Below are 17,700 nucleotides of genomic sequence, written 5' to 3'. Positions count from 1 at the left end.
CAGGATAATATTTACCAGAAGGCATTATAATGCAGCGGCGCTCCCTTTACGCTATAAAGGAACATCTCCGCCGCCTCCCTGGCGCCCGGCTTCCTCTTCTTCTGCTCCACTTCCGCTATCAGCCTGGTAACGGCTGGCACAAATGCCTGGCGGTGCTGCTGGTACTGAACCATCTGGACGGCCAGCCTTGACAGGTGCATGTTGTTATCCCCGATGGCATGGTTGAGAATAGCTTCGGCTTCAGCGTCTTTCAGGAGGTCGTAACATACAGATGCCAGCACCACCTGCGCGGGCGGGTACTCATCTTTCAGCGCTGCCTTCAACTGGCGGGCGTATGCCTTTGCCGCCCCACCCTGGCTCTTGAGCCCTATGGCGGCCCAGTAACGCACGTACGGCTGCGGCGAGCCCAGCAGCGCAACCTGCCGTTTCAGCGCATCCTGGCTGCGCCAACCGGAGAGAGAGGCTGCTTCCAGTACCTGGCGTACCGGGTAACGGGCGCTGTCTTCCCTGAACACGTATGGTGTGCTTTCTGCTGAAATACGCGCCAGCTCATATTCCGGCAGGAACAGCACATCCTTGTCTCGCAGAATGCCTGCATTCATTTCCGCACGCATCTGCGCCACCACTTCCCGGTAAGCCGGGTCTTCCGCCAGGTTGTGCATCTGCCAGGGGTCTTTGCTGATGTCAAAAAGATACTCCGGGCTGCGTTGCTTAAACGGCGCTTTCTGTTCCTTCACCAGCAGGTTGTTCTTCAGGTCTGCGCGCATCAGCTGCATAATGTCACTGTAATCGAAATACTTCTTGTAAAACAGCTCAGGCATAAACGGCATGAATACCCGCGTATAGGAATAACGCCCGTTGGTAACGGTACGGCACAGCTCAGACACGCCTTCGGAACCATCACTGGAAAGCAGCATGCTGCCCGGCGCCGGGGCCGCGCCTTTGCCCAGCAGCGCTCTTCCTTTCATATAACCGGGCACTTTGGCGCCGGCCAGCTGCAGCAACGTGGGCGCCAGGTCTGTAAAACACAGCAGGTCTGCACTTGCGGTTCCGCCCGCGCCCCAGGGAGACAGGTGTTTGTACATTTCCGGGAACCAGATGATGAAGGGCACCCGGTGGCCCAGGTCTATGCCGTTGGTTTTGGCGCGGGGCATGCCTTCTCCGTGGTCTGCATAAAAAAAGATGATGGTGCTGTCCAGCAGGTTATCCTTCCGCAAACTGTCCAGCACCTTGCCGATGCGGTGATCTGCGAGGCCAATGCCATTGTAGATCCTGGCCAGCTGTTTGCGCATGGAGTCTGAATCCCGGAAGAAAGGCGGCACCGCAATGTCTTTGGCGGCCACCTGTTTTTCTGCCGGCAACTGCTCCAGCACCTGCTTTTCATACAGGTAATAAGGGTTGGTCATGGTGCGGGACTGGTGGGAATCTTCAAAGTTGAACACCGCAAAGAAGGGCTGGCCGGGCTCCCGGTTCCACCATCCCGCCTGGCCGGAGCTTTCATGCCAGGCTTCCCGGGTAATTCTGCCGGCGGAAGAAGTATTGTAATCTGTTTTTTTATTGTTGCTGGTATAATACCCCGCCTGCCGCAGGTAATAGGGAAACCCTTTAATGAAATCGGGCAAGGGGTAGTTGCTGCGGTGATTGCCGGTGCCCAGCTCATATGTTCTGACACCGGTTATAATGGCGGAACGGCTGGGTGAGCACACGGTTCCGGTTGAGAACGCGTTGCTGAACCGGATGCCCTGTTTGGCCAGGGCATCAATATTAGGTGTTTTAGCCTGGCTGTTCCCATAGCAGCCAATGAACTGCGGGGAGGTGTCTTCAATCACCAGCCATAGTATATTGGGTCTTTTGTTTTGTGCGCTGACCGTATAGCTCCCCAAAAGCAGCGCCAGCAAAAAAATACCGGTTATGTTGATTCTATGCATATCCTGTTAATTAAATCTCTTGTTTGTGAGTGCCCCCGGCCTATTCCCATCCTTCATTCTGCCCCTGTGCTTTCAGGGCCGGGTTATTGTCCATCTCGTTCTGCGGATAGGGCCACAGGTAATCTTTCGGCGCCGTGAAAACTTTTACGCCGCCTATGGGCGGAATAACATATTCTGCTATCCGCCAGCGGAGCAGGTCAAAGTACCGCTGATGCTCGAACGCAAACTCCCAGCGGCGTTCGTTGCGGATGTACTGGCGCATCTGTTCCTGGGTGAGACCCGCAGGGCAGGCAGCCACACCCGCCCGCCGGCGTATCTCGTTCACAGCGGTGTACACGGCAGTATTGGCACCTGCGGCCTCGTTCTCAGCCTCTGCATACATCAGCAACACTTCCGCATAGCGGATCATGTAATAGTTTTGCGGCCCGCCATTGTATTGCGTGGAGGTAAGCATAAAATACTTCCTGGGTGCAAACGGTATGTTGTTGGTGAACGCCCATATCTTTTTGCCGCCGGGCGTTATGTCTGCATTGGTGAGCACGGAGGCGCGCAGGCGGAGGTCCCGGCCCTCATACGGCTTTGCGGCGCTAAACGTGGGTGACGCCGGGCCGTACAAGGCAGAGGTTTGTATAGGCTTGCCGTCTGTGCATAAAAAAGAATTGACCAGGTTGGGCGTGGGCCGCCAGTTGGCCTGGGGCACCAGCGGTGTGAGCATCGTATCTATCCTGATGGAAAAACTCTCGCCGTTGTCTATGCCGCCAGACACAAAGTTGATCTCGAACAGGCTTTCTGCGGAGAACTCCCCGTCCAGCGTGAAGAGTGCATCAAACCTGGGAAAGAGACTGTAGGCGTAGGGCGCGGACATCAGCGGCTTGAGCGTTGCGGCGGCTTTTGCCGGTTCGTTGTTAAAAAGATAGTATTTGCCCAGCAAGGCCACAGCCGCACCGCGCCCTATCCTTCCCTTTTCCGCACCGGGGATATTGACCGGCAGGTGAGGGATGTTGTCTTCCAGGTCTTTTTCCATGGCAGCCACTATCGCTGTTTTTTCCGCAGCCTGGCCGCCTTCGTCAAATGCATTGAGCGGCTCCAGGTAAAACGGTACGTTGCCCCAGAGCGTAGTCAGGTCAAGGTAGGCATACGCCCGCAGGAAAGACGCTTCTGCAATGATGCGCGCACGCGCTTCACTGCTGATACCCTCTTCCGGCATGTCTTTCACCCGTGCTATCAGCAGGTTGGCCCGGTTGATCACGGTGTAATACGCCGTCCATGCGTTCAATACGCGCGCGGTGGCGGACGTGTGGAAGCTGGACTCTATCTCCGCCCAGTTTGCGCCGGAAATGGTGATGGCATTATCTGTCAGGTTATCAAATTCCCGGTAGAACTTGCCGGCAAACTGGTTATGCTGGAATGCGTCCAGCACCCCGTTCAGGCCCATCAGCGCATCTTTTTCATCCCGCCAGAAATTCCGTTCTGTTAACTGGTTGGGGTTGGATATTTCTATATTCTTTGAACATCCCCATCCTCCCAGCACTGCGGATAGCAGGAAGATGCTCACAAATAGCCGGTTTATATGTAACGTCATGATAGAAGCAGTTTAAAGTGAAGCATTCAGGCCGAAGCTCAGTATTTTGGTTTGCGGGTAGGCGGTATTGACCACCACGGTGTTGTTCCGCTCCGGGTCCAGCTGCTTGATCAGTTTTGAGAACGTGAACAGGTTTTGACCGGAAACGTACAGCCGGAAGGCAGACAGCTTCACCCTCTTCAATATGGATGCGGGCAGGGAATAACCCAGCTCCAGGTTCTTTACGCGCAGGTAAGATGCATCCTGTATCCAGAAAGAAGAAGTAGCGGCCGGCTCCGAAGAGTTCCTGATCATGGCGGGCCAGTTGCCGCCGGGGTTCTCTGCGGGATCATACCGGTTGTCCCACCATTCTTTCCAGTAGTTGGAGTTGCCAGCGTTGCCCGGCCGGTTGCCGTTGTCGTAGATATACATGTCCTTTCCCTGTACTCCCTGCAGGAGAAAGCTGAAATCAATGCCTTTATATGAGAGGCTGCCGGTTATACCATAGGTGTAAGGCGTATTGGCAGATCCCAGCACGGTACGGTCTGCTTCCGAGATGGCGCCGTCTTTGTTCACATCCCTGAACCGCATGGCGCCTATTTTGGGGCCGCTCAGGGAATATTTGGGATATGCCTGCAGGTCTGCGGAGTCTCGGAACAAACCTTCATACACATAGCCAAAGAAAGAATTGATAGGCTCCCCTTCGCGCAAGATGAACTTGCCGCTGACGGCTTCGCGGGTATTCAGGCTTTCCACCCGGTTCCTGACAAAACCTACGTTCACGCCGGCATTGATGTTGACTTTTCCGACCGTGGTGCGGTAGGTTACGCCCAGCTCCCAGCCCTTGTTTGATACGGAGGCCACGTTCTGCACGCTGGGGGTTACGTTGCCGAAAGAAGGCGGTACCGGCAGGTTATAGAGAATATTGCTGGTGAGCCTGTCAAACACGTCCGCATTCACAAACAGCCGGTTTTTCAGCAGCGCCAGGTCTACACCGATGTTGGTAGTGGTGGTGGATTCCCATTGCAGCATTTCATTGCCGAAGGCGGTAATGGCCGCCCCCGCCTGTACCTGCCCGCCAATGGTATACATGTTATCAAGACTGAGGTATTGCGAAGAAGCATAGTTCCCGATCCTGTCATTCCCCACGCGGCCCCAGCCGCCGCGCAGCTTCAGAAGGTCAACACCCGCGTTGCGCAGCCCCTGCATGAAAGATTCCCTGGAAAGCACCCAGCCTGCGGAAAAAGAAGGAAAAAAACCGTACCTGTTCCCTTCAGAAAAACGGGAAGACCCGTCAATACGCAGGTTGGCCTCAAAAAGATACTTCTGGTCAAACGCATAGTTCACACGGCCGAAGAAAGACTGCAGCCGCCAGGCCTGTTTGCTGCCGGCAATATTGTAATCGGTAACGGCCCTGTCCAGCACCTGCAATTCGTTGTCAGGCAGGTCATATCCCCTGGCCAGGAAGTACCTGGAATCATATGCATTGTACTCATGCCCCAGCAGCAGGTTGAGGTCATGCACCCTGCGCAGCGTTTTAGCGTAATGCAGGGTTGTCTGTACCTGCAGCTGTGAAATATCATCCTGCCTGTTCTGGAGGTTAGCGCGGTTGTTGAACAGTACCGGCTGGTCAGTGAACGCACTGTAGGAGTAGGTGGGCATAAATGCCTCCCCGAACCGGCTATTGCTGGAGTAAACGATCATGGTCTTCGCCCTCAGCCCTGCAAGCGGTTTCAGTTCAATATGCCCCTGCAGGTTGTATTTGTTATCGTTTACATCATTTCTCCCAATGGTGGTGAACAGCAACGGGTTGTTCACTACCCGCGCAGGGTCGTTACCGCCGGGGTGAGCCGGGTGGTACACGCCCCATTTGCCGCTGGAGAAATACACCGGGGTAATGGGCAGCGCCATATTGGTATAGTTCATGATGGCGGTGGGCGTTGTGCCCGGCTCATGCTGCCGCTGCAAATAGCCCCAGGTGTTCAAGCCTACGCTAAGCACCGGGGAAATATTGGCCTTTACATTTACACGGTAGGTATACCTTTTGGCGGATGTACCGTGCATAATGCCCTGCTGGTCCAGGTAACCCACATTGGCCTGGAAAGACGCCATCTGGTTGCCCCCGGAAAGGGAGATGGAATGGTTGGTCATGGGCGCCGTTCTGAAAACATGGTCAAACCATTGCACGTTGTGAAAAGAGTCTGTCAGTATGCCGTTCTTCACGTCTTCAATAACGCGGGGCGCATAGTTGGTAGCTCTGGTAGCAATATTGTTCAGCGTCATCCACTGCCAGGATTCTACGAACCGGGGAAGGTAAGTAGCCGTTTGCAGGCCGTAATAAAAGTCGTATCCCACCCGCAGCTTTTTGACGCCCGGCTGTTTGGTAGTGACCAGTATCACACCGTTGGCGCCCCTGGCGCCATAGATGGCGGCGGAAGAGGCGTCTTTCAACACGCTGACGGTCTCTATCTCCTGCGGCGTAAGGTTTCCCAGGTCTCGCGTGGTGGCCATCACCCCGTCAATGATGACCAGTGGAGACGCGTCGTTGAGCGTGCCCGTGCCCCGCACCAGCACTTCTCCTTCATCCGCTCCCGGCTGGCCGCCGGGCTGCACCACGGCAACACCGGGCAACCGGCCTGAAAGCATGTTCATGGTATTGGATTGCGGAACGTTTTTCAGCTCGTCAAAATCAAGGCTGGCCACGGCGCCCGTTACGTTGGCCCGTTTCTGTGCGCCATACCCTACTACCACCATTTCTTCCATGGCGCCTACGCTGGCTTCCAGGGTTACCTGCAGGGCGTTGTTGCCAGCTGCAACCGGCAGCTCCAGGGGCTTAAACCCGATGCTGGAAAATACCAGCACTCCATGCTCCGGCACGTCAATGGCAAAGCGGCCATCCTGGTCTGTTGCCGTGCCTTTTCGGGTACCTTTCACCATCACCGTTACACCAGGTACCGCCGCGCCGTTGCTGTCTGTCACCCGTCCCTTCACAGGGCCCTGCGGTGCTGCCGGGGCCTGTGGGGCAGGTGCTGTTTCCCGTTCTTTTACGGTCACTGTTTTGTTCCGGATAATATAGGTGAGCGGCTGGTTTTTGAATACTTCCTGCAGGAATGCTTCCAGCGGCATATCCTGCGCCGTAATGGTAACCGGCTTTGCCTGTTTTACAACAGATTCCTTGTAGAAGAACACATAACCTGTCTGTTTTTTTACGGCGAGGAATACCTCTTCAACGGGCACCTCCCTGCCTGAAAAACGGATTACTTGTGAATAGCCGCTTGCGGCCGACTGTAGAAAGAAGAACAGCAGCAATACCAGCGTCAGGTGAGCCCTGGAAAGAACACGGCTGGTACGGCGCCTGCATGCATGGCGCTGCCGCTGCAGAAAGTGGAATTTTTGCATAATGTGCAATCATTTGGTGATAAGAATAAAGGCTCTAATGTATGCCTGGTTGAATGCACCGGTAGCCTGCAAGGCCCGTGAAAGCCTTCCCGGTACGGCATTCGTATCCTAACGTGGATGGTATAGTTATCAGAGAGTTATTTTATTGCGCTACAATGAGCGTGCGGCCCTCCAGCCGGCATTTTACACCCATATATTTTAAACTTTCCAGTACCTCTGAAAGCTGCAGGCTGCGTTGCATGCCGCCCCTGAACTTCTCTGCGGTAATGGCGCCTTCGTACTTTACATCTATGTCATACCAGCGTTCCAGCTCCTGCATCACTTCCTTAATACCTACGCCGTTGAAGTTGAACAGCCCGTTTTTCCATGCCAGCACCTGCCCGGTATCTACCCCGCTGATGAGCTGTATTTTCCCCGGTGCCGTCAATGCCTGCTGGCCGGGTTTAAGTGTTTGCGAATGGTTGAAAGATCTGATCCTGACCGCGCCTTCCACCAGCGTGGTGCGGGTTATCCCGGCGCCGTCCGCATAATTGCTGGCGTTGAACGCCGTGCCCAGCACCTGCACTTCTGTTTCAGGATCGAGGATCACGCGGAAGGGCTGCTGAGGATTGGCGGCTATTTCAAAGTACGCCTCTCCTTTCAGCTCCACCACACGGTCTCCGGTGGCGAAGGTTGTGGGATATCGGATAGAAGAAGCTGCATTCAGCCATATCCGTGACCCGTCTGGCAGCACTAACCGGAACTGTTTACCCCTGGCGGTTGTCATCATGTTCCAGGCCACTTCGCCGGCGGCGCCCGCAGCATCATAAGCCAGCTGGCCCCCGGTCAGCCTTACAGATGCCCCTGCCTGCGCGGCAATAGTGCCTTCTCCCAAGCTGTCCAGCGCCACGGTGCTGCCGTCTGCCAGGGTTAAGACGGCCCCGTACGCACCGGGAGCAGCCACGGCGGTATCCTGCGCCGGCTCAAGTGCTGCAACGGGCAATGTTTTCCTGTCCGTTCCGGTCCACAGAACAGTGGCAACAGCCAGCAATACCGCGGCCGCAGCGGCCCATCCCCATCCTTTAAAGAGCGGCAGGCGTTTTGTGCGCGGAGAAAAGGGCTTGTCTACACTGGTAATGGCCTTGTGCATGCCGTACCATTCCTCCGGCACCGCTGCCGCATCACTGCCCGTTTCCGCGGCCAGCTCCTGCAAGGCGGCTACTACCATTTCCTCCGTGCCGTCATCGGCCAAAACCTCCTTTAATGCCGCTTGCCCCGCGTCTCCGGCCGTTCCGTCCATATACCGGCGCAACAGTTCCTTTATCTGCTCTTTATTCTTCATGATGATATACAGGTATGTACCGCAACCAGCCATTCAGGACTAATGCCCGGTAAAAAAATTTTTACAGCCATAGGAGCATGACACAAGGCATCAGGTAGCCATGTGCCCTCAGATGCTCCCTGATCTGTTTCAGGGCGCTCACCAGCGTATTCTTGACCGTGCTGCTGGAGAGGTTCAGCTGGCTGGCAATTTCAGGGATGGAAAGACCCTCTTCACGGCTGAGCAGAAAGATGGTTTTGCGCTGGCCGGAGAGGTTTTGTACGGCCTGGTGTATCAATGTTTTCAGTTCGCGGAAGGCATATTGGTCATGGCTGGCCTCTTCCCCGCCCAGCCCGGGGCGCGGCGCCTCTTCGAGCACCTTGCGCCGGAGAAACTTGTAGCAGAGCCTGGCGGTGACCGTAAAGATCCAGCCGGCGGGGTTCTTTACATCTTCCAGCTTGTCACGCCCCAGCCACAGCTGCATAAATGCTTCCTGCACAATTTCCCGCGCCACTTCCTGATTGCCGGTGAGCCGCAGTGCAAAAGGCGTAAGCCTTGGCAGGAAACCGCGAAAAAGCGTTTCAAACGCCTCTTCGTCTCCCAGCGCAATCTGTTTAAAAAGCGCCCCCTCGTCTGCATGCAATTCTTGGTTGATCAAAGCCAGTGTAATTTATGATTGGTTCCCGCAAAACGGGCCTGCGTGGCGGATAAAATTACTTCTAAGTAAGTGAACTTTTCGTTTAAAAAAAATAGACATTCCTTTTTTATTGATGGAGATAGTTACTACAGGGGTTATTTAAACAGCCTGCTGATCACATTCCCGATCTCCATAAAATCCCGGTGGTTGCTGACAGACCTCTTCTCCACCATTCCCTCTTCTTCAGAAAAAGGAAATATCAGCAGGTAGTTATGCCTGGGCAGGTGAAGATTGAGAAAGTCAGGCATCAGGCGCATTTCCGGCGTGTAGGAAACCATGCCCCGTTTGGCCATCATGGCTATCAGGCCTTCATCTTCCGCCAGCTTTGCAGCTATCTCCTCTACTTCCCGCCAATGGCCCATTGTCCGCATTTCTGCTTCTATGCCCGCTTTGGCAAGTATCCGGTTCAATATGCGGGTAGTGGCTTCACTGCTGTAAAAGATCATCTGCGCGCCGGTGTTTCTCCCAATATTCCACACCCGCAACAGGGCATGGAAAAAACCGGGCTCCTTCTCCGCGTTCGGCGGGATCACCACCGTGTATTTCCTGATGGTGGAAAGCGGCTGCCGGGCCCTGTATACCAGCACGTTCACATGATCGTTCTGCAGGTACCCGTTGTACAGGTTATAGGCAAAAGAAGGCGCAAATCCTTTATCGCCTTCCAGGGCAATCAGCAGGTCTGTGATCTTCTGTTCCTTGATCACGTTGCCGATGCCGGCTATCACGTCACTATCATACCGGGTCAGCGGGGTTATTTCCACGTCTGCCGCCGCGCCCGTGTCTACCGCCTGATGCAGTATCTTTTCCGCGTTCTTTACGGAAGACTCGTTCTTGTCATCGTTGATCACGTTCAGGGCAAAAAGCCGGTTAGTGCCTCCCTTGCCCCTGATCAGCAAAGCCAGGTTGACCATGCGCTCTATGGTCTCTTCATGGTTCATGGCCATCAGTATATGCTCCCGCTCCTGCGTGTTGCCGGACACGGTGTCCTCATTGTCTGCCTCCGCAATGCGCTGCCCGGCGGACATAGACAAGAAAGACGAAATAGAGCAGGAAATGAGGATCAGCAAAATACTGCCGTTGAGCACATGCTCGTTCAGCAGCCTCACCGGCTCGCCCGCCGCTGTTTCGTACAGGATGATATTATAGCCTACCATTACAGATGCCAGCGTGGCCGCGGCCGATGCGGCGCTCATCCCGAAAATGAGACGGCCTTCGTCCTTCGTGAGCCGGAATGTTTTCTGCGTAGCTATGGCCGCCAGGTACTTGCCGCCGATAGACGCCACCAGCATTACCGCAGCCACCCCCAGCGTTTCCCAGCCTTTGAAGAACACCTTGAAATCTATCAGCATGCCTACGCTGATAAGGAAGAAAGGAATAAAAATGGCGTTGCCCACAAACTCCACCCGGTTCATGAGCGTTGACGTGCGGGGAATGAGCCTGTTAAGGGCAAGGCCGGCAAAAAATGCGCCGATGATGGCTTCCACACCGGCTATTTCCGCCAGCAGCGCCGCCAGGTATATCATCACCAGCACAAAGATGTACTGGGATATTTTGTCTTGCACTTCTTTGAAGAACCACCTGCCCATCAACGGGAATACTACCAGCACCACCACCACGAACACCACCATGGATATGGACAATTTCGCCCAGAAACCGGCGCCCACGTCCCCCTGCGTCATGCCTACCACTACCGCCAATACCAGCAATGACAGCACGTCTGTGATCATGGTGCCGCCCAGCGTGATGTTGACGGAGAGGTTCTTTGAAATACCCATTTTACTGATGTAGGGGTATACGATCAGCGTGTGGGAGGAAAACAGGCTGGCGAAAAGTATGGAGGTGAGCACATTAAAACCCAGTATATAGTAGCCGCCCAGATAGCCCAATATGAAAGGCACGGCAAATGTGTAGACTGCAAAGGTGATGCTCTTCCATTTGTTCTTCTTGAAATCTCCCATGTCTATTTCGAGGCCCGCCAGGAACATGATGTAGAGCAGGCCGGTAGTGCCGGTCACCACCACGCTGCTATCGCGCGAGAGCACGTTGAACCCGTTCGGGCCTATCAGCGCGCCGGCAATGATCAGGCCCAGCAGGTGCGGCACCTTGATCTTGTTCAGCAGCAGCGGCGCGCAAAGAATAATGATCAGTTCAAGCAGGAATTTCAACAAGGGGTCCTCAATGGGGAGGCTCAGGTGCCCTATGCTCAGCAATGACATACGCAATTAGTTTGATGCACGAACTAGTTCCACAGAAAATCTGGCGGCGCAGTTGTTGTCTATACGGAGCAACTGGCTGCCTTTCATCAAACCAGGGCTCACCCGGCTCAGCTCTACGCTTATCTGCATTTTTTTATGAGCGGCAGAATCTGACTGGAAATGCAGACGCACGGTGCTGCTGTCAAAAGAACCGGAAAAGGCGCGCGTTACCATGTTCCGGTCCAGCACCTTCGTGAACATGCCCGTGGAATCTCCGGCAAACTCCCAGGTAGCGGAACGCTGGTCTCCCACCACGTACTCCGTGCAGGTAGATTCCTGGCAGATGGTCTTGCTGTTCCACCGGCCCAGTATCTCTTCCGGCCAGGCCTGCTGCTGCAGGGTGTCTGCGGCGGCCAGCAGGCTGTCTCTCATGCGGAGCAGCAGCTGGTAGTCCGCTTCTTTCAGCGCAAACTGGCGCTCCTTTTCCGCCAATACCCGTTCCCGCCAGGTCAGCTGCTGTTCCCGCCGGCCATCGGCACAAGATGCCGTTAAACCAAGTAGAAAAATGCCTGTCATCATGTGTTGCCAGCCCATACATCAAAACATTTAGTATATCAATATACGAAAAACAAGGGGAACGGGGCGGCGGGTGCCACTCCCGCCAAATAACACTAAGATACAACGCCCCGTATTGTTGTTTACCGCCATTGTACTACTTTAGGGTTAGCTGCATACCCCGGCAGTGGCATATCTTTGGTTGCATACACTTACTATCCGCGAAAAACCCGTACCGTAAACGCGAAACTGATCATTGTAACAAAAGAGAGACTATGCCTTCATTTACCGACACCGAACTGCAAAAGAAATTCTGCGAAGGGTTTACATTTTTTCCTTTTCAATCACTTGAGCAGCATGACACATTGATCTATAAATGTTATACCGGGAAAGACAACCTGAAAAAGTTGCTGGAATGGCATAGCAGGGAACATGACTGTAGCCACTACATTGTCAAGATCACAAAAAAACTGAAGAACACCGACATTCCCGCGGCCGCGGAGCTGTTGAAGGTACTGCAGGAAGCCGGCAACTGGCGTACTGCGCAAACCGCAGCCGCAAGGCACATGTACGGATGCATCGTGAAGCTGTACAATCTGCTGGCGTCCTACAACAAAAGGGCGCTGCAGCCCTTTGCGGCCAGGCTGGCCGACCAGTACCAGGGCATAGACATGGAAAGCAACATGCAAATGCAGGACATGGTACGCCAGTTTGTACGCAACGCTGATACGCTCAACGGGGCGCTGAAAGAGCAGGTAGGCAAAAAGAAAAGTTTTTCTCCCGGCATGCTGAGTGACGATGGCAGGGAATACCTTTCAAAGGTGACGGCTACCATGGAAGCTTTCCGGGCGCTGCAGGAAAGGAACGTGCAGCTGCTGGAGGGCTGGAAGAACCGGCAGAAGATACAGGAGTATTACCGGGCTATGAATTGAGGACAGCCCCCTACCGCCGCAGCTTCCCCATCACATTGCTCACTATCCTGTTGCACCGGCTCAGGTGGAAGCCATACACATGGTCTTTCACATAACCGGACAGGCTTTTCCTGAGCATCACTTTTGCCCGGTTCAACCGGACCTTTACGTTGCTTTCCTCAATTTCGAGGGTTTCAGACGTGTCCCTGACAGACAGGTCTTCAATTTCCCGTAAAACGAACACCAGCCGGTACTTTTCCGGCAGTTGCGCAACGGCCCGTTCCAGCACGTTGCCCAGTTCTTTGTTCACCAAATCATTTGCCGGCGTATCCATATGCATAAAATTGTCTGTTGAGGGAAGCGGGGCCGCTATATGCCTGTTCTTTCTCTTTTGCTCATAACACTGGTTCAGCATAATGCGGGTCAGCCAGGTGCTGAAGGCGGCGCGGTGCTCAAAGCCGGCCAGGTGCTCATATGCCTTTATATAGGCGTTTTGCATGGCATCTTCCGCATCGGTGTCACTGTTGAGCACAGACATGCCAATGCGGTACAACCGCTGGTTATAACGGCGGATAATTGTTTCGAACAACCCCTTTTCTCCTGCCAGTACCCGCGCAACAAGTTCCTGGTCAGATACCTGGTCTGGTGTAGCTATCATATGCATTAGATGAGATCGGCCATAAAAGGTTACAGCAGTGATCCAAAAAAATCCCGGAAAGTTTTGTAACGTTTTTTGCCATGCCACATCCAATATAGGTACCAAATATGTTGAATATGGCATCTATACAGCAATTGCAGCAAACGTTGAAGTTCACTTTCGGCCTGGTGCCGATAGTAGCGGGACTGGACAAATTTACGAACCTGCTCGCCAACTGGGCGGATTATTTAAGCGGTTTTATGGTGAATATGCTCCCTCTTGAACCGGCAGCATTCATGAAAGTAGTGGGCGTCATCGAGATAGTAGCGGGCATACTTGTGCTGATACGGCCGCGGATAGGGGCCTATGTTGTAATGGCATGGCTGATCTGCATTGCCTTGCAGCTGGTAATGGGCGGCCATTATCTGGATGTGGCCGTGCGGGACCTGGTAATGGCCGTGGGCGCATACACCCTGGCGCAGCTTTCCAGGGACCCTGCGGCCGGCAAGGTATAAAGAAGGCATCGTGGTTTAAAACTTGTAGTACTCCTTCACCCTTGCCAGAAAATGGTCTTTTTTGCGGCGTGATACTTCCAGCTCCGCATTGTTGCTGAGTATCACGCTGCCGCCCTCCCCTTTCACATACTCCTTGATGTGCAGCATGTTCACCAGAAAGGATTTATGGATGCGGCAGAATGACGTGTCTTGCAGCAGCAGCTCAAAATCTATGATGGATTTGGAAGACACGAAGGGTTTGCCTGTAGTGAGAAAAAATGTAGTATAGGTATTATCTGCCTCGCAATAGATGATATCCGAGAGGTGTACCAATACAAACCCCTTGGAATGGGGGATGCATATTTTCATCTCCTGCGGCCGCTGCAGCTTCTCAAGATTATACCGCAGCGCTTCCATAGATGTGGGCGCCCCTGCGCTCTGCAGGCGCTTCTCTACCCTGTTCACCGCATTCACCAGCAGCTCTTCATCCACCGGTTTGAGCAGATAATCAATAGCGCTGAAGCGAAAAGCCTGCATCATGTACTCGCTGAAGGCGGTAATGAAAATGATCTCGAAGGGAATGTCTCCCAGCTCCCGCAGCAGGTCAAAACCGCTTTTGCCGGGCATGGCAATGTCCAGGAACAGCAGGTCTGGCCGGTGAATGGAAAGCTGGCGGCGGGTAGACTCCACGTTGTAACATTCCGCTACCACCTGTACGGATGGGCAATACAGCTCCAGCAGCCTCCGCAGCGTTTCCACGCTGCGTACTTCATCGTCTGTTATAATGGCTTTGATCATATTATTTTCCATGTAAGGGTTACAATAGTGCCGCTTTCGCCGGTGCCCCGCTCGCTCTTGTCCATAAAGCGGATGATGCAGTCTGTGTTGTACTTCCGCTGCAGCAGCACTATCCGTTTCCTGATGTTGTCTATACCGATGGAAAGGTGGCGCTGCGTATGGCTGCGGTCTGCCGTGGCACGGTTGATGCCGATGCCGTTATCCTCAATTTCACATACCAGGTAATCCCGTTTGCGGGAAAAGGATATCCACAGCTGCTTTTTGTCTTCCACGGCCTGCAGCCCGTGCCAGATGGCATTTTCGGCCAGCGGCTGTATCAGCATGGGGGCAATCATGATCTCGGCGGTGTTCAGGCCTTCGTCTACCTTCATATCATATTCAAAATTCGTGAACCGCAGCTGTTCCATTTTCAGGTAGTTGTGCAGGTAGTCTATATTTTGCTGCAGGGTGATGAAGGTGCGGCGGCTATGGTCGAAGTTTTCGCGGATGAGGCGGGCAAAGCGGTTGAGATACCGGTATGCCTCTTCATTGCGGCGGTAAATGATCATGCCCAGGATGCTGTTGAGGCAGTTGAAAATAAAATGCGGGTTCATCTGCGCATGAAGCGCTTTCATTTCCATTTCGGTGAGCTGCTGGTTGAGCAGCGCCAGCTCCAGCTTTTTCTGCTGCATCCGCTCCCGCCACCGCATGGCCATGTAGCCCACGCCGCCCGCCGTCATGGCGGCAAGGGCCAGGAACCACCAGGTTTCCCAGAAAGGCGGGTCTATGATCACGGCCAGGCGGCGGAGCTGCTCATCCCCATGACGGCCTACGGCCTTGATCCACAGATCATAAGTGCCGGGAGAAAGACCGTTCATGTTAACGTTGCGCTGGTTGCGCAGCGGCACCCATGTTTTGGCCGTATTGATGCGGTAGAAGAACTGGTTGTCTGCATTGTTGCCGTAGCTCACAATGGTGAAGCGAACGCCTACGTTGTTGTGCTGGTGAGGGAAACGCACGGTGTCTCCGGGGTAATAGATGGGCCCGTCCGGCGCTGTTACCTGTTCAATCAAAATGGGGCTGGTGTTGGGGGTGGCGGGCTCGTCACCGGGAGAAAAACGTACCAGGTGGTTAGCCGTGAGGGCGTAACAGCGGCCTGTTTCATCGTCATAAAAAATACTGCGGGAACTGGGGCGCTCTTCCGGCAGGCCGTCTCCGGCGCCGTAGAGGTTGAACTTGCGGGTATCCAGGTCTATATTGCCTACCTGGTTGCCGGGGGTGGAAAACCATATTTTCCCCAGCACTTCACAGTTGCTGATGTTCACGAGCGCGGTAGATGAAAAACCGTCCGTCCAGCTATGGCTGATAAAGCGGTTCTCGCGGATGCGGTATTCCTGCAGGCCGTTCTCGAAGCTGTGCAGCCAGAGGGAACCGCGGGCGTCCGCACAAATGGCCAGTATGTTATCTTCTTCTTTATTGATACCGTTGTAACGGGTGATCACCGTATCATCAAACCGCCCGGTGCTATACCGCCAGCGGGCAAGGCCATGGCCGGAGATCCAGATGTCTCCGTAAGCGTCGCACACGGCCTGCTTCACCCGGTCAAACGGCAGGGCGGGATTGGTTTTACCCGTGTAACAGGTGAAGCTGCGGCGCTGAATGTTGTAACGCGCCACGGCGCCGCCCCACATGGCTACCAGCCAGGCCTCCCCGTTTTTGAGGGGAGGCCCCAGATGCACCCGCAGCCCTTCCAGCTCCGGCGGCATGGCTACGCGGCCAACGTTGTAATGCCGTGTATCCAGCCACATAACGCCCTTGTTGGTGCCTATCCAGAGGGTGTCAGGATGGTAACGCTGAATGGTGGCCAGCTGCGCCCCTTCTTTGCTGCCTGGCGCCAGTTTGATGGTGCGGATAACAGACATGGTGGCCGTGTCTACTACGGTAATAGTTGCTTCAGGATTGCTGCCGGTCAGGTACAGGCGGCCGCCATGGCGCAACACGGCGTAGAACCGGGAGTAGCCGTCGTCCGGCGCCGGGTTGAGGTTCCAGGCGGTAAAGAACGGCTGCTCTTTCCGCTCTCGCAGCAAGCCCATGGACGTGCCTACCCATAAGCCGTTGTCGCGGTCGGTAAACACGTAATTGCATTTGTATTCCGGCAATTGTTTCGCTACTTCAAACTGTACCTCACCGGGCTCCTGAAGGCGGAACACACAAAGGCCGGAACGGGCCAGCGTAATGGCAAAGCGCCGGCCGGGCATGGAGAAGATGCGGCTTTCCGCCGTCAGCTCTTCCTGGGCAAAAGCAGGAATGGACGCTGTTATTTTCGTTTGTTCATTTGCGTTATATACGGTAAGGCTGTCTTTTGCCTGGTGAACGAACATGAACAGGCCTTCTCCCAGCTGGCAGCGCACCAGCCAGGGGCGGCAGAATGCCCGCAGGCCGGGCGGCAAAGCGGTAAGGTAACGGATGAAGCGGCGGGTAGCGGGAATGTACAACGAAATGCCTTCCTGCCTGGTGAACAGCAGCACGTTCCCGTCTCCCAGCTGAAACATGTTCTGCCCGTAATTGGCCACGGAAGCGCCGCTTTCGCCGCCGGCCCGGAGGCGGTTGAAGCGGAAGGCAAAACCGGTGTCTGCGTTCATCACATAAAAACCGAGTGAAGAGCTTAAGGCCATGGCGCCATTATGCAGCGGCAGCACGTCTACCAGCCTGTTCTGGCTGGTGTGGCTGCGCTCAGACGCGGGCAACAGGTAGTTGCGGCCCTGCATGCTGAGGGTATTGAGCTGGTGCAGGCCTTTCTGCGTCAGCACCAGCAAAAGGCCGGACGCAGTACGCTTCAGGTCTATAATATGGTTGCCGGGAATGCTGCGGCCGGAGGTATCGTGAAAATAGCTGGCAAAGGTGTTGCCGTCAAAGCGGTTCAGGCCGTTCTCCGTGCCCAGCCAGATGTAGCCCATCCCGTCCTGCGTAATGCAGGACACATTATTGTCAGACAGTCCCTGCCGGATGGTATACCGCTCAAAGGCGGCAGCGGCCGGTTGTGCTATGGAAACCTCACCATAAGGCAGGAGAAGGCAGATCAGGAGAATATGCCGGGCAGATCTTTTCATGGGGTATCAAAAACAAGTACCTTAAAGCTACAACATTTATCACATACGGCCGTAAAATAATCCGCCGAAACCCTTTACAAGCGGCACTTGCCCGGTTTCAGCCAAAATCTGCCGTTAACAGTTTTCCGCCGCCGCA

General features: G+C 54.6%; 12 protein-coding genes. 2 read left to right on the top strand and 10 right to left on the bottom strand.

The window, feature by feature from the left end; translation table 11 throughout:
• Positions 1 to 11: 11 nt before the first annotated feature.
• The 7 genes from ABDW36_RS12125 to ABDW36_RS12095 all read right to left on the bottom strand — a co-directional run bounded on the left by ABDW36_RS12125 (position 12) and on the right by ABDW36_RS12095 (position 11,674).
• Positions 12 to 1,928, bottom strand: a complete 1,917-nt coding sequence (locus tag ABDW36_RS12125) for a sulfatase-like hydrolase/transferase (protein WP_343702168.1) — start codon at positions 1,926 to 1,928, stop codon at positions 12 to 14.
• Between the two features lie 40 nt (positions 1,929 to 1,968).
• Positions 1,969 to 3,510: a RagB/SusD family nutrient uptake outer membrane protein gene (locus tag ABDW36_RS12120; RefSeq protein ID WP_343702167.1), complete on the bottom strand. Its 1,542-nt coding sequence runs from the start codon at positions 3,508 to 3,510 to the stop codon at positions 1,969 to 1,971.
• A 12-nt stretch (positions 3,511 to 3,522) separates the two neighbouring features.
• Entirely contained in the window at positions 3,523 to 6,888 is a 3,366-nt protein-coding gene (locus tag ABDW36_RS12115) for a TonB-dependent receptor (protein WP_343702166.1), read from the bottom strand.
• 142 nt (positions 6,889 to 7,030) lie between these two features.
• Complete coding sequence (locus ABDW36_RS12110) at positions 7,031 to 8,209, bottom strand: FecR domain-containing protein (RefSeq protein ID WP_343702165.1); 1,179 nt, start codon at positions 8,207 to 8,209, stop codon at positions 7,031 to 7,033.
• A 61-nt stretch (positions 8,210 to 8,270) separates the two neighbouring features.
• On the bottom strand, positions 8,271 to 8,846 hold the full coding sequence (locus ABDW36_RS12105; protein WP_343702164.1) for a sigma-70 family RNA polymerase sigma factor: 576 nt from the start codon (positions 8,844 to 8,846) through the stop codon (positions 8,271 to 8,273).
• Positions 8,847 to 8,980: 134 nt separating this feature from the next.
• On the bottom strand, positions 8,981 to 11,101 hold the full coding sequence (locus ABDW36_RS12100) for a cation:proton antiporter (RefSeq protein WP_343702163.1): 2,121 nt from the start codon (positions 11,099 to 11,101) through the stop codon (positions 8,981 to 8,983).
• 6 nt (positions 11,102 to 11,107) lie between these two features.
• Positions 11,108 to 11,674: a hypothetical protein gene (locus tag ABDW36_RS12095; RefSeq protein ID WP_343702162.1), complete on the bottom strand. Its 567-nt coding sequence runs from the start codon at positions 11,672 to 11,674 to the stop codon at positions 11,108 to 11,110.
• 236 nt (positions 11,675 to 11,910) lie between these two features.
• On the opposite strand from ABDW36_RS12095, the gene ABDW36_RS12090 reads away from it, so the two are divergent.
• Positions 11,911 to 12,567, top strand: coding sequence for a hypothetical protein (locus tag ABDW36_RS12090; RefSeq protein ID WP_343702161.1), 657 nt, complete (start codon positions 11,911 to 11,913; stop codon positions 12,565 to 12,567).
• A 10-nt stretch (positions 12,568 to 12,577) separates the two neighbouring features.
• On the opposite strand, the gene ABDW36_RS12085 is transcribed toward ABDW36_RS12090, so the two are convergent.
• A complete protein-coding gene (locus tag ABDW36_RS12085; protein WP_343702160.1) occupies positions 12,578 to 13,204 on the bottom strand; it encodes an RNA polymerase sigma factor in 627 nt (208 codons plus the stop codon).
• Between the two features lie 116 nt (positions 13,205 to 13,320).
• Here ABDW36_RS12085 and ABDW36_RS12080 point away from each other — a divergent pair, with 116 nt between their 5' ends.
• A complete protein-coding gene (locus ABDW36_RS12080) occupies positions 13,321 to 13,698 on the top strand; it encodes a DoxX family membrane protein (protein ID WP_343702159.1) in 378 nt (125 codons plus the stop codon).
• Positions 13,699 to 13,713: 15 nt separating this feature from the next.
• Here the strand turns inward: ABDW36_RS12080 and ABDW36_RS12075 are convergent, their stop codons facing one another.
• Together ABDW36_RS12075 and ABDW36_RS12070 are read right to left on the bottom strand one after the other, a co-directional pair.
• Positions 13,714 to 14,475 carry a LytTR family DNA-binding domain-containing protein gene (locus ABDW36_RS12075; RefSeq protein WP_343702158.1) on the bottom strand — a complete coding sequence of 254 codons (762 nt, stop codon included), beginning with the start codon at positions 14,473 to 14,475 and terminating at the stop codon, positions 13,714 to 13,716.
• Positions 14,472 to 17,564 carry a histidine kinase gene (locus ABDW36_RS12070; RefSeq protein ID WP_343702157.1) on the bottom strand — a complete coding sequence of 1,031 codons (3,093 nt, stop codon included), beginning with the start codon at positions 17,562 to 17,564 and terminating at the stop codon, positions 14,472 to 14,474. The genes ABDW36_RS12075 and ABDW36_RS12070 overlap by 4 nt, the downstream gene beginning before the upstream one ends.
• Between the last annotated feature and the right edge of the window lie 136 nt (positions 17,565 to 17,700).

The organism is Chitinophaga sp. (genome assembly GCF_039596455.1).
Classification (GTDB): domain Bacteria; phylum Bacteroidota; class Bacteroidia; order Chitinophagales; family Chitinophagaceae; genus Chitinophaga.
Note: the sequence above shows the minus strand (reverse complement) of the source record. Positions and strands in the feature narration are given on the sequence as shown.

Bases quoted from the DNA above. Each gene is read 5' to 3' on its own strand.
- ABDW36_RS12125 (WP_343702168.1), bottom strand. From the start codon at position 1,928: ATGCATAGAATCAACATAACCGGTATTTTTTTGCTGGCGCTGCTTTTG.
- ABDW36_RS12120 (WP_343702167.1), bottom strand. From the start codon at position 3,510: ATGACGTTACATATAAACCGGCTATTTGTGAGCATCTTCCTGCTATCC.
- ABDW36_RS12115 (WP_343702166.1), bottom strand. From the start codon at position 6,888: ATGCAAAAATTCCACTTTCTGCAGCGGCAGCGCCATGCATGCAGGCGC.
- ABDW36_RS12110 (WP_343702165.1), bottom strand. From the start codon at position 8,209: ATGAAGAATAAAGAGCAGATAAAGGAACTGTTGCGCCGGTATATGGAC.
- ABDW36_RS12100 (WP_343702163.1), bottom strand. From the start codon at position 11,101: ATGTCATTGCTGAGCATAGGGCACCTGAGCCTCCCCATTGAGGACCCC.
- ABDW36_RS12095 (WP_343702162.1), bottom strand. From the start codon at position 11,674: ATGGGCTGGCAACACATGATGACAGGCATTTTTCTACTTGGTTTAACG.
- ABDW36_RS12090 (WP_343702161.1), top strand. From the start codon at position 11,911: ATGCCTTCATTTACCGACACCGAACTGCAAAAGAAATTCTGCGAAGGG.
- ABDW36_RS12085 (WP_343702160.1), bottom strand. From the start codon at position 13,204: ATGATAGCTACACCAGACCAGGTATCTGACCAGGAACTTGTTGCGCGG.
- ABDW36_RS12080 (WP_343702159.1), top strand. From the start codon at position 13,321: ATGGCATCTATACAGCAATTGCAGCAAACGTTGAAGTTCACTTTCGGC.
- ABDW36_RS12075 (WP_343702158.1), bottom strand. From the start codon at position 14,475: ATGATCAAAGCCATTATAACAGACGATGAAGTACGCAGCGTGGAAACG.
- ABDW36_RS12070 (WP_343702157.1), bottom strand. From the start codon at position 17,564: ATGAAAAGATCTGCCCGGCATATTCTCCTGATCTGCCTTCTCCTGCCT.